The 12,361-nt window shown below is 41.9% G+C and carries 10 protein-coding genes; 5 read left to right on the top strand and 5 right to left on the bottom strand.

Annotation, left to right across the window (positions count from 1 at the left end; translation table 11 throughout):
* Positions 1-45: 45 nt before the first annotated feature.
* Positions 46-411: a 2-amino-4-hydroxy-6-hydroxymethyldihydropteridine diphosphokinase gene (locus tag DW182_RS03535; RefSeq protein ID WP_044532125.1), complete on the bottom strand. Its 366-nt coding sequence runs from the start codon at positions 409-411 to the stop codon at positions 46-48.
* 35 nt (positions 412-446) lie between these two features.
* Entirely contained in the window at positions 447-2,768 is a 2,322-nt protein-coding gene (locus DW182_RS03530; RefSeq protein ID WP_118294706.1) for a transglycosylase domain-containing protein, read from the bottom strand.
* Positions 2,769-3,425: 657 nt separating this feature from the next.
* On the opposite strand from DW182_RS03530, the gene pyrB reads away from it, so the two are divergent.
* The 5 genes from pyrB (at position 3,426) to glyA (ending at position 7,609) form a co-directional block, all read left to right on the top strand.
* Complete coding sequence (gene pyrB, locus DW182_RS03525) at positions 3,426-4,355, top strand: aspartate carbamoyltransferase (protein ID WP_118294813.1); 930 nt, start codon at positions 3,426-3,428, stop codon at positions 4,353-4,355.
* A gap of 38 nt (positions 4,356-4,393) precedes the next feature.
* On the top strand, positions 4,394-4,855 hold the full coding sequence (gene pyrI, locus DW182_RS03520) for an aspartate carbamoyltransferase regulatory subunit (protein ID WP_007214025.1): 462 nt from the start codon (positions 4,394-4,396) through the stop codon (positions 4,853-4,855).
* 20 nt (positions 4,856-4,875) lie between these two features.
* A complete protein-coding gene (locus DW182_RS03515; protein ID WP_118294705.1) occupies positions 4,876-5,442 on the top strand; it encodes a flavin reductase family protein in 567 nt (188 codons plus the stop codon).
* A gap of 29 nt (positions 5,443-5,471) precedes the next feature.
* Positions 5,472-6,224 carry a porin family protein gene (locus tag DW182_RS03510; RefSeq protein ID WP_118294704.1) on the top strand — a complete coding sequence of 251 codons (753 nt, stop codon included), beginning with the start codon at positions 5,472-5,474 and terminating at the stop codon, positions 6,222-6,224.
* 104 nt (positions 6,225-6,328) lie between these two features.
* Positions 6,329-7,609 carry a serine hydroxymethyltransferase gene (gene glyA, locus DW182_RS03505; protein WP_007662840.1) on the top strand — a complete coding sequence of 427 codons (1,281 nt, stop codon included), beginning with the start codon at positions 6,329-6,331 and terminating at the stop codon, positions 7,607-7,609.
* Between the two features lie 81 nt (positions 7,610-7,690).
* Here the strand turns inward: glyA and DW182_RS03500 are convergent, their stop codons facing one another.
* The 3 genes from DW182_RS03500 to DW182_RS22760 form a co-directional block, all read right to left on the bottom strand.
* Entirely contained in the window at positions 7,691-9,361 is a 1,671-nt protein-coding gene (locus tag DW182_RS03500; protein WP_118294703.1) for a formate--tetrahydrofolate ligase, read from the bottom strand.
* 113 nt (positions 9,362-9,474) lie between these two features.
* Positions 9,475-11,325, bottom strand: a complete 1,851-nt coding sequence (locus DW182_RS03495; RefSeq protein ID WP_117691392.1) for an IPT/TIG domain-containing protein — start codon at positions 11,323-11,325, stop codon at positions 9,475-9,477.
* A 12-nt stretch (positions 11,326-11,337) separates the two neighbouring features.
* Positions 11,338-11,880, bottom strand: a complete 543-nt coding sequence (locus DW182_RS22760; protein ID WP_370449795.1) for a porin family protein — start codon at positions 11,878-11,880, stop codon at positions 11,338-11,340.
* Positions 11,881-12,361: the final 481 nt, after the last annotated feature.

Genomic DNA, 12,361 nt, shown 5'->3' with positions numbered 1-12,361 from the left:
CACGTTCTTCCGCTTTATCCGCGTCGCCCGCATACCCATTTGAAATTACTCTATCTCTTTTAATCCCCGACAAATGTAGTCTCTTTTTAAATCGTCGGGTTTATAGACAGTATCATCACACGACAACAAGTCCAAATCCAACCGGACTATTTCTTGTTTTTTCTCTTCAGGTATCCGTCCCGCTTCCCGTTCAATAGCTTTCAGGCAAGAAGTTATTTCCGCCGCATCATCATTGGAAATAAAACGTGCTACCTGATTGGAAAATAAAGATGAACGCCGGAAATAAAGCGGTTTAGTCTCTTCTTCCGTAGAAAAACGAATACCGGGAAACAGTTCTTTCAACCGCTTCCGCGCCAACGAAAGATTCTTTTTCCGTTGCTCGTTACTACCGATGCTGATTGTATAAACCACTTTCGAAATCAATAATTTAGACCGACACTTGAATTTTAATCAAAGAAGTCATCCAAACCGATTTCCGATGCCGGTTCCAGATCAACGTCTCCGTTATCCTTACAGGGATCAAAACCCTCAGGGAGTTGGAATGTCTCACTTTCATCATATCCCAGTGTTTTGTCTCCAAGCACTTTTACCATGTATTTTGACCAGATAGGCAATGCCATAGAAGCACCTTGCCCATGCGTCATACCATCGAAGTGAATGTCACGTTCTTCACCGCCTACCCAACATCCGGATACCAATGAAGGGGTAAAGCCCATGAACCAGCCATCTGCATTGTAATTAGTTGTTCCAGTTTTACCACCCATATCGGCTTTCACGCCTAAGCGACGAACACGTCCACCGGTTCCCTCATTGATTACCGCACGCAGCATAACCAACATCTTATAAGCACTGGAAACGCTGACAACTTCTTCCATTTCCGGAGAGAACGTAGCCAGTACATTGCCATCACTATCTTCTATACGGGTTACAAACATAGGTGCCACACGAATTCCTTTATTGGGGAATGCCGTATATGCACTTACCATCTCTCCTACCGAGATTTCGCAAGGACCAAGACAAAGAGCAATAGAAGGTACAATCTCACGATTGCGCACACCGAAACTATGTAACAATCGTTTTAACTCATACGGGTTTAATTTACTCATCAATCGCGCCGTAATCCAGTTGTCCGAATTAGCCAGTCCCCATTTCAAAGTCACCATCTCTCCGTAACGCTTATTATTTGCATTACGAGGCGCCCAAGGTTTACCATTCTCATCGAAGCCCTGAAACTCCACATGCCGCATCTCATCACAAGGAGAAAATCCATTCTCCATAGCCAGTGAATATACATAAGGTTTCATAGTAGAACCAATCTGCCGACGTCCTACCATTGCCATGTCGTATTGGAAGTAATTATAATTAGGTCCGCCTACATACGCCTTTACATGTCCGTTGTGCGGATCCATTGACATAAAACCGGCACGAAGGAAGTGTTTGTAATAACGGATAGAATCCATAGGCGTCATGATCGTATCCTTTTCACCATTCCAGGTGAATACCGACATTTCTTCAGGTGTATTGAAAGCCTTTTCAATTTGAGCATCCGATGCACCGGCTTTCTTCATGGTCCGATAACGATCAGACTGTTTCATGGTGCGGGCAAGGATTTCATCTACCTGCTCCTGCGTGATCCTGTTGCTGTAAGGCGCTTTTTTACGTCCTTTCTTTTCTTTGAAGAAATAGCCTTGCAGTTCTTTCAAATGTTCTTCTACCGCCTCTTCTGCATATTGCTGCATACGGGAGTCAATAGTCGTATAGATTTTCAGACCATCCGTATAAAGGTTATATTTTGAACCATCTTTCTTCATATTCTTTTCACACCAGCCGAACAAAGGATTATTTTCCCAATCAAGAGAATCCTCATAGAATTTCTGCATCTGCCAACCTCGATAATCTCCCTTCACAGGCTTCTTGGCATTTAATACTCCACGCAGATATTCGCGGAAATAGGTTGCCATACCTTCTTTATGGTCAACACGGGTATATTTCAAAGTCAGTGGAAGTGCTTGCAGTGAATCACATTCTTCGGCAGTGATATATCCTGCTTTACGCATTTGATCGAGCACCACATTACGGCGTCCGCGTGAACGCTCGTTGAAACGAACGGGATTATAAAGAGCCGGATTTTTACACATACCAACTAAAGTGGCAGCTTCTTCTATTTTTAAATCTTTAGGTTCACAGCCAAAGTAAGTGTTGGCTGCAGTTTTGATACCGACTGCATTGTTTAAAAAGTCAAATTTATTAAGATACATCGTAAGTATCTCTTCCTTGGTATAGTAACGCTCCAATTTCACTGCAATTACCCACTCAATGGGCTTCTGAAACAAACGTTCCATTACATTGTCCGCGCTGGGCGAATAGAGCTGCTTCGATAATTGTTGGGTAATCGTACTACCTCCACCTGCATTCTTCTGGAATAATAAACCACGCTTCACAATGGCACGAAACAAAGCAATTGCATCAATTCCGGAATGCTCGGCAAAACGCACATCTTCTGTTGCAATCAATGCATTGATGATATTGGAGGACAAATCATTATAGCCCACATATACACGGTTCTCTTTGCTAAACGAATAAGTACCAAGCACCTTCCCATCTTCCGAGAAAACTTGTGTAGCAAACTTATAATTAGGGTTTTCCAGATCTTCAACAGGAGGCATATAGCCTATCCAACCTTTAGCAATGGAGAAGAAAACAGTGACGCAAGCCAATATGATGACGGCTAAGAATATCCAAAGGATTTTTATGATGTTCTTTATCATGTTTATTACTGTAAATTCACTAAATCAATAAAATAGATTACCTGTAAAAATAATAAGGCAAAGGTACGGAATTATATTGGAACACCCTTATAAATTCTATAGAAAACTCTTAAAACGCCACACTTTATCATCCCAAATGCCACATCTTAACGGGTAAAATGCCACACTTCAACAAGCATAAAGTGTGGCATTCGGGAGAATGGAATGTGGCATTTCCGATGATAAAGTGTGGCATTTGAGGCGATGAAATATGGCATTTTAGTCACCAAAAGTAGTAGGGAATTGATCATTTTTGAGGCATTTTTTGCTTAGGAATCGGCCGATTCCAAGCTGTTTTTTGCCGAAAAACGCACTTTTTTGCTTAGGAATGAAGTGGCGTTTTGAGCAGTAAAGTGCTATTTTTCAACATTTTCGCCAAAACAAACAGTGCGTTTTTCTTTCTTATATATTCTTTATATAACAACAACAGCAGAAAAGAAAAAGAAAAGCTGCTGCTGAAGCTGATAATGATTCAAACAAATTCCGGCATTCATCTCACCACATGAGCAACTTCATCCCATGGGATTTTTTTTTCGTTATTTTCTCCCGTCTTTCTTCCGTACTCCGCATCTTTTCCGTACCTTTGAACTCTCGAAAAGAAACAAAATAACGAACGATATGGAAAACAGAAGTTTAGTCACCATTGCCGAGCATAGCAAGGAAAAAATCCTCTACATGATCGAGATGGCGAAGCAGTTTGAAGCCCGTCCCAACCGTAGGCTGTTGGAAGGGAAAGTGGTTGCCACCCTCTTTTTCGAGCCGTCTACCCGTACAAGACTCAGTTTTGAAACAGCAGCCAACCGCTTAGGGGCCCGTGTAATCGGGTTTAGTGATCCCAAAGCAACGAGTTCTTCGAAAGGCGAAACCCTGAAAGACACCATCAAAATGGTGAGCAACTACGCCGATATCATCGTGATGCGGCATCATCTGGAAGGAGCAGCCCGCTATGCCAGCGAAGTAACCACAGTGCCTATCGTCAATGCCGGAGACGGAGCCAACCAGCATCCTTCACAAACGATGCTCGACCTCTACTCCATCTACAAAACCCAGGGTACACTGGAGAACCTGAATATTTTCCTCGTTGGTGACCTCAAATATGGCCGTACTGTACATTCGCTGCTGATGGCAATGCGCCACTTCAATCCGACTTTCCATTTCATCGCTCCCGATGAGCTGAGAATGCCTGAAGAATACAAGATTTACTGCCGCGATCATGGTATCAAATACGTGGAACATACGGACTTTACAGAAGAAACCATAGCAGATGCCGACATCCTCTACATGACTCGTGTGCAGCGTGAACGTTTCACCGATCTCATGGAGTACGAACGGGTGAAGAACGTCTATATCCTGCGCAACAAAATGCTGGAACAGACCCGTCCTAATCTGTGTATTCTGCATCCCCTGCCCCGCGTCAATGAAATCGCATACGACGTAGACGATAATCCGAAAGCTTACTACTTCCAGCAGGCACAAAACGGTCTTTATGCCCGTGAGGCTATTCTCTGTGATGTATTGGGCATCACACTGGATGATGTGAAAGAATGATTTGACAAGTTTACAATTGAAGTTACATCAGAAAAACTATGAGCGAAAAAAAACAAGAGTTACAGGTTGCCGCATTAGAAAACGGTACTGTTATCGACCATATCCCCTCTGAAAATCTGTTCACCGTAGTCTCTTTGCTGGGACTTGAACACATGAACAACAATATCACCATTGGCTTTAATCTCAAAAGCGGAAAGCTGGGTACTAAAGGCATTATTAAGATTGCGGATAAATTTTTCTGCGATGATGAAATTAATCGTATTGCCGTGGTAGCGCCTAACGTGAAGCTGAATATTATCCGGGATTATGAAGTGGTGGAAAAACGTGAAGTTAGCCTTCCTGAGGAACTTCGCGGCATTGTAAAGTGTGCTAACCCCAAATGTATCACGAACAACGAGCCCATGGCGACGTTATTCCATGTAGTAGACAAGGAAAATTGCGTGATCCGATGTCACTATTGTGAGAAAGAGCAAAACAGGAACGAAATTGAAATAATATAAAAGCTCGTAACTCTTTAGTCATGAAACAAGACTGGAAGCCTGGAACAATGATCTACCCGCTTCCTGCCGTATTGGTAAGTTGCGGAAGCACTCCGGAAGAATACAACATAGTAACAATTGCATGGACGGGAACGATTTGTACGAACCCGCCCATGTGTTATATTTCAGTACGCCCGGAACGTTACTCCTACGAAATTCTAAAACGGAATATGGAGTTTGTCATTAATCTCACGACCAAAGATATGGCGCGTGCAACGGATTGGTGTGGCGTACGTTCCGGGAAGGACTACAATAAGTTCGAAGAGATGCATCTGACACCGGGAAAAAGTACTGTGGTCAATGCTCCCCTTATTGAAGAATCCCCCTTGTGTATAGAATGCCGTGTAAAGGAAATCATGTCACTCGGCTCGCATGATATGTTTATTGCCGATGTGGTAAACGTACGTGCCGACGACCGGAACCTGAATACGGAAACCGGAAAACTGGAACTGGCGGAAGCTAATCCACTGGTTTATGTACATGGAGGATACTATGAATTGGGTGAAAAGATCGGTAAATTTGGCTGGTCTGTTGAAAAGAAAAAATAAAATGAATGATTAACCGTTAGTGATAAGTGATGAACAAAGTATTGAAGAGCTTTATCCTGTGCCTTTTGCTTTTCCCCGCTACGATGTGGGGACAGTCTCATCTTGTGCCCGGCACGGCGGTTGAAGAACCTCTGAGCAAACACCACCATGACCGTCCGGTGAACTTCGGTATTAAAGGTGGCTTCACCTCTTCCCTTTTTCTTGTATCCAACCTTACATTGAACGGTATCACAATAGACGAGGTGCAGAATAACTATAAGATAGGTTATTTCGGTTCTGTCTTCATGCGTATCAACTTTGAACGCCACTTCCTGCAACCGGAAATATCCTACAACATTAACCGCTGCAACATCACTTTCGAGAAACCTGCTGAAGAGAATGCCCCTTTGGAAATGGCATCTATTACGTCATCCATTCACAGCGTAGATATTCCTGTGATCTATGGATATAATGTTATCAAGGAGGGACCTTATAGCCTGGCTGTATTCGGCGGTCCAAAGTTCCGTTATATCTGGAATAAAAAAAGCGAAGTCACTTTTGAGAATTTTGACCAGCAGGAAATCAGCGAAAGATTGCGGCCATTGAACCTCAGTTTTACCCTTGGAGTAGCCGTTACCATTTCCCGCATTTTCTTCGACTTCCGTTATGATATAGGATTACATAATATATCGCGCAAAGTGACTTATGATGACGGTGTCGTCGAAGGTGATCCACCCGCCGACGAAATACGTTTCCACCGGCGAGACAATGTTCTCAGTTTTTCCTTTGGAGTATTCTTTTAGAAAGTAAATTTCTGACTTTTCTGACAGTTTATTCATTTTTTTACCGTAAATTTGTGCGCTTAATAAGAGAACACAGATTTATCAAACTTATCTAAGTAAGCAAAATGAAAAGAGACGATTTAATTTTCGATATCATCGAAAAAGAACATCAACGTCAGCTCAAAGGTATTGAACTGATTGCATCAGAGAATTTTGTAAGTGACCAAGTAATGGAGGCAATGGGCTCCTGTCTCACTAACAAGTATGCAGAAGGTTATCCTGGCAAACGTTACTACGGAGGTTGCGAAGTAGTAGACCAGAGCGAACAAATTGCTATCGACCGCATAAAGGAAATCTTTGGTGCAGAATGGGCTAACGTGCAACCCCACTCAGGCGCACAGGCTAATGCAGCTGTATTCCTCGCTGTATTGAATCCGGGTGACAAATTCATGGGATTGAATCTGGCTCACGGCGGTCACCTCTCACACGGCTCTTTAGTAAATACTTCCGGTATTATCTATACTCCCTGTGAATATAATCTGAATAAGGAAACTGGTCGCGTAGACTATGACCAGATGGAAGAAGTTGCTTTGCGCGAAAAACCTAAAATGATCATCGGTGGCGGTTCAGCATATTCCCGCGAATGGGACTACAAACGTATGCGCGAAATCGCAGACAAAGTAGGTGCTATCCTGATGATCGATATGGCTCACCCTGCCGGACTGATTGCAGCCGGATTGCTGGATAACCCTGTGAAGTATGCTCATATCGTTACTTCTACTACCCATAAGACTTTGCGTGGTCCTCGCGGTGGTATCATCTTGATTGGCAAAGACTTCCCTAATCCTTGGGGAAAAACAACACCGAAGGGTGAAATCAAGATGATGTCTCAGCTGATCGACTCAGCCGTATTCCCGGGTATTCAGGGCGGTCCGTTGGAACACGTTATTGCAGCAAAAGCTGTTGCATTCGGTGAAATCCTGCAACCTGAATTCAAAGAATATGCTGCTCAAGTGAAGAAAAATGCAGCCGTACTGGCACAAGCATTAATCGACCGTGGCTTTACAATCGTTTCAGGTGGTACGGATAATCACTCTATGCTAGTTGACCTACGTAGCAAATATCCTGATCTCACAGGTAAAGTTGCTGAAAAAGCATTGGTATCTGCCGATATCACTGTAAACAAGAATATGGTTCCGTTCGATAGCCGCTCTGCATTCCAAACTTCCGGTATCCGTCTGGGTACTCCTGCCATCACTACTCGTGGTGCTAAAGAAGATCTGATGCTGGAAATTGCAGAAATGATTGAAACGGTTCTGTCCAATGTAGAAAATGAAGCGGTTATTGCCGAAGTTCGCGCACGCGTGAATAAGACTATGGAAAAATATCCGCTGTTTGCATACTAAGAAAACGTATATAAAAAACGTTATAAAAAATCCGCAGCCTAATAAAAGACTGCGGATTTCTTTTTATGTCTACTAGCTGATTCAGCTCAATCCTTCTATATTTCCATTCACAATATCGATATGCATAGCCTGTGGTTCTTTAGGAAGTCCCGGCATACGTAAAATTTCTCCTGCAATGGCAACAATCATTTCCGCACCGTTATTGATTACAATATCCTTGATGTGGAATTCAAAATTATTCACTGCACCATATATCTTCGGATCGGCAGAGAAAGAATATTGAGTTTTAGCTATACAAACCGGATAATGACCAATGCCCATCTTCTCTATCAGTTTAATGATTTTGCGTGAATGAATGCTATAAGTCACCACACTGGCACCATATAGATTACAAGCTATCTTCTCTATCTTTTGTTCTACACTATCATTCTCACTATAACTGAAGTTCAAAGGTTCGGAAGGTTTCTTCTCAATAGCATCCACTACCAGATTAGCAAGTTCCACGGCTCCTTCTCCACCTTTTGCAAATGCATTGTTGACAGCAAAACCAACGCCTAATTTTTCCTCACAGTGATGACGGATCGCTTCCACTTCCTCGTCTGTATCACTGGCAAAACGATTAAAAGCAACCACCACCGTCTGACCGAACGAACGCAGATTACGTATATGCTTATCAAGATTACCGAAACCTTGCTGCAATCCCTCCATATTGGGCTCTTTAATACGATCAAGGCTGACGCCTCCATGCATTTTCAAACCTTGTGCGGTGGCAACAATTACAGTCAACTTTGGTTGCAATCCACTTTTACGGCATTTGATATTATAAAATTTCTCCGCACCGAGGTCAGCACCGAAGCCGGCTTCCGTTACAACATAGTCGCCGAAAGTCATGGCCATTTTCGTTGCCAGAATAGAGTTACAACCATGTGCAATATTGGCGAATGGACCTCCATGAACAAAAGCAGCCGATCCTTCGGTAGTTTGAACTAAGTTCGGATTAATGGCATCTTTCAACAAGACAGTAATAGCTCCAGCAATACCTAACTCCTTCACTGTGAATGGACAACCATCAAATCGGAAACCAAGAATAATATTCTCAATCCGTCGTTTCAGGTCGTCTATGTCCTTTGCCAGACAAAGAATAGCCATAATTTCGGATGCAGGGGTAATATCAAAGCCGGATTCTTCGGTAATACCGTTCGTACTGGGACCTAAACCCGTGACAATACTACGCAAAGAACGGTCGTTCACATCCAGTACACGCTGCCAGATAATCTCTTTCAGCCCGAATCCATCCGCCTGATGCTGATAAAGATAATTGTCGAGCAATGCGGATATCATATTGTGCGCCGAAGTGATGGCATGAAAATCTCCTGTAAAGTGCAGATTTATCTTTTCCATAGGAAGCACCTGGGCATAACCGCCACCTGCTGCCCCACCCTTCATGCCGAAACAAGGTCCTAATGAAGGCTCACGCAAAGCAACAATCGCCTTTTTACCAATTTTATTCAATCCCAAAGCCAGACCGATAGAAACTGTAGTTTTACCAATACCTGCTCTGGTAGCGGTAATAGCAGTTACCAAAATCAGGTTACTTTTCTTCACTTTTTCTTCATCAATCAGATGTGTAGGGATTTTAGCAATATACCGTCCGTAGTTTTCTACTTCTTCACGTGGAATACCTACATTCTCGGCTACCTGCTTAATCTTCTTCAGCTCTATGCTGCGGGCTATTTCAATGTCTGATTTCATACAGAGAACTTCTTTAAATAAAACTTTCTTTTTGAAAGTTACAAAAGTACGAAAAAGAGTGCAGATAGCAAGATTTTAGGATAAGAAAGCCTCTTGAGCGTTCCTTATAAGTCTCAATTAGAATATTCATATAAATGGCAATCTCCCCATCCCATAGCACTGGGCCGAGTAGCTAAAAGGTAATTAATATCTCCATTGTGAGAGAAGAATGTACCATGGCAATAATAGAATGCATCCACGGCACCTAATGATTCAACCTCAAGCATCCCTCCTACAGATTGTGATAGCGGTATGCGGAACACTCCTTTCTCATATCTATAGTAAATATAGTCCCCGCAGACTGCCGCCTCTTTGGAAACAGGAAGTTCCAGTGTGCCAAAATATTCTACTTTTTCCGGTTGTTCTTTCTTGAAGCGGTAAATATGCTTATCTTCTGTTTGATAGTAGATGTAACCATTATGCTCGCCTGTATACATGAAGTCGGCAGGGAAATGTATGTTAGTCTTTTGCCAACTGTCTGTTGTAGGATTATATTCCCATAAAAAAGGCTTATCAGAATGTACATATAGTTGCTGCCCATCGAACCAGACGGCATCTATATTCATACAATCTTCAGCGTTGTCGGCAATGTTCTTCAACTGTTCCCACCGATGAGTATTGACATTGAAGCGATAGAGGCACTGCCAAGAAAGAACAGTATTGGTTCCTTCTTTATTTCTTCGACGCTTGATTGAAAGATAAATATATCCCTCATGGGCAAATAAGTCGGCATATTCATTAATGCCATAATTGTGGTCGTTGTCCATGAGCGGATAATATTCCCATGAGAATGTTTCCAAGTCATATACTTTCAATTTATTGTTATTCGAATCAAAAAAATTGTCTGTATCATAAAAATAGCCTTTACCTTGATAGAAACAATTATACTGCTTGGCATTAGGACTTAACATCTTAAAAGCATTTCTTTCCAACCACTTAGACGCAGGCACATGGAACGACAGGCGAGTGGAATACATATTCGTATTTTTATCATAATAGAATAATTGACATTCCCTATCGTTAGTGGGATCATAATAATCAGGGAAGACTTGTAATTCCACTCCTTGCTCGGTAGTAGACACTATTTTATAATCTCCGGATTCATACGCTGCAAGTTGAAAGTCACTGTTCGGAGAGAATCCTGACATTTGTACCATTGCCTTTTCTCCATATCGAAGCACACAAGGTGATATACTTTTTAACAGTACCCCTTCTACTTTGAATGTATCAACAGCCTTGTTTTCATAATTACCCACAAATACAGTTAATGGGAAATCTCCCACCAGATTCCATTCATGGGAAGGATAGGTAGCAACAATCCGCGTAAATGATGCTTCCTGAATATCCAGAAAAATACTCTGTGGTGGATTCCATAAATCTCCCACTGTTTTTATAGAAACCGCAATCCGTCTTTTTATATTAGAGAAACCGGTGCCGTCAATATAAACAGTGCCACCTCCCAGACTGGGACCTTCCGGTGAGGGGACATGACGTACCGAAGTGATCTGCGGTTGCGATTGGTTGGGGGTTTTCAATACTGTAATTTCACTGCGGAAGTTACCATAATTAGTCTTCACATATGCATAAACCCAACACTCTAAGCCACTCATCAGATTATCTTTCTCTGTCTGATAGGAAAAATCTCCGGTTAGCGGAATAATCAAAGTTTCTGTTTGCTCCGGACATGACTCCATATCTTCATTGTGGGCCGGAATAACCTTCACAAATCCTCGTTCCTCTGTCTTTAGATTGCCAGAGCTCTTGACATTCGCTGAAAAATGAAACGAATAATCCTTCCATTCAGCCTGTATACTCACTTTAGCAGAATTAGTGAGAGCCAATTCCGCATCCTCACAAGAACAAAAGAAAAACAATACGCAGCTAATCCTAAGGATGAATATACATAAAAAATAATTCGTTTTCATAACCAATTGTTTTTAGAGGTTAAAAGAAACAACAGCATAATAACCTGTCAGATAATCTTTTGTAGTTTCCTTGCAATAACGTAAATCCAAAAATAAAGAATGATTAGAACGAATTTTCCATTCTGTTCCAATACCAGCCGTATAGGCAATTCCGAACTTATCATGTTTTATGATTCCACTCTCGGTCCATACGATGAAGTCATCCGGATCAGTAGTCGTATATTGACTGGCTGATTCATTTTTTAGGGCATATCCCAATTCTGCCCCTAATTGCATATAGGGTAATATTTTCCCTTTCAGCGATACCAAAGTATAACGTAACATTAACGGCAAGACAAAATCTTGCCGATTATAAACAACATTCAATTTCGTCTTGCTCTCCTCTAATTTACTAAAAGCATACTTACGATAAGTCAGTTCCGGATGAAAAGAAAATCCATCAATCAGAGGTATGTCGGCAAAAACACCAACAAACCCTTGCAATTTAGGCTTAAAATCATAAGATTCTAAAACTAATTTGGCAATGCCTGCTCCTGCCAATACTCCCCAACGGATACGCGGAATATAATTCGCATTGCCGGTTCGGCAAACTTTGTATCGGCTTCTAAAAGAGTTGACCGTAGGTTTCATCGAACGGATATATGCTTTTACCTCTTCATTATCCTGTGCTATCGGAAATTCTTCCAAATATGTTTTCAACGGGTTTACGTAGCCAGTTTGAGGATCATCTCTCATCGGATGTAAAGGAGAATTTTCATCCTTGTCATTTTGAAAATAATATTCTTTATTTCCTTCATCGGTGATGAAAACATACATCTGTACAGGCTCTTTCCAATAAATGCGAGGTAACAATACTTTCCGCCTCTCTCCGTTGACTAAAATCACTTTGGGAGCGTAAGTTGTACCGCCTTCCCGATAACCTACAATATCTTTGGCATCATAAGTTTTCACAATACGGCCATTCTTCTCTATTGAAATAGAATATTGCCTCTGTTTAGCGGACGCGGAAGATGCTCCAAAGGAGAATTCAACATTG

Origin of the sequence: Bacteroides sp. AM16-24 (genome assembly GCF_003471885.1) — a bacterium.
Lineage (GTDB): Bacteria > Bacteroidota > Bacteroidia > Bacteroidales > Bacteroidaceae > Bacteroides.
The sequence above is the reverse complement of the archived record's forward strand: the minus strand, read 5'-3'. Positions and strand labels throughout refer to the sequence as shown.

Excerpts from the sequence above, each read along its gene's own strand:
- DW182_RS03530 (WP_118294706.1), bottom strand. The coding sequence starts at position 2,768 with ATGATAAAGAACATCATAAAAATCCTTTGGATATTCTTAGCCGTCATC.
- pyrB (WP_118294813.1), top strand. The coding sequence starts at position 3,426 with ATGGAAAACAGAAGTTTAGTCACCATTGCCGAGCATAGCAAGGAAAAA.
- pyrI (WP_007214025.1), top strand. The coding sequence starts at position 4,394 with ATGAGCGAAAAAAAACAAGAGTTACAGGTTGCCGCATTAGAAAACGGT.
- DW182_RS03515 (WP_118294705.1), top strand. The coding sequence starts at position 4,876 with ATGAAACAAGACTGGAAGCCTGGAACAATGATCTACCCGCTTCCTGCC.
- DW182_RS03510 (WP_118294704.1), top strand. The coding sequence starts at position 5,472 with ATGAACAAAGTATTGAAGAGCTTTATCCTGTGCCTTTTGCTTTTCCCC.
- glyA (WP_007662840.1), top strand. The coding sequence starts at position 6,329 with ATGAAAAGAGACGATTTAATTTTCGATATCATCGAAAAAGAACATCAA.
- DW182_RS03500 (WP_118294703.1), bottom strand. The coding sequence starts at position 9,361 with ATGAAATCAGACATTGAAATAGCCCGCAGCATAGAGCTGAAGAAGATT.
- DW182_RS03495 (WP_117691392.1), bottom strand. The coding sequence starts at position 11,325 with ATGAAAACGAATTATTTTTTATGTATATTCATCCTTAGGATTAGCTGC.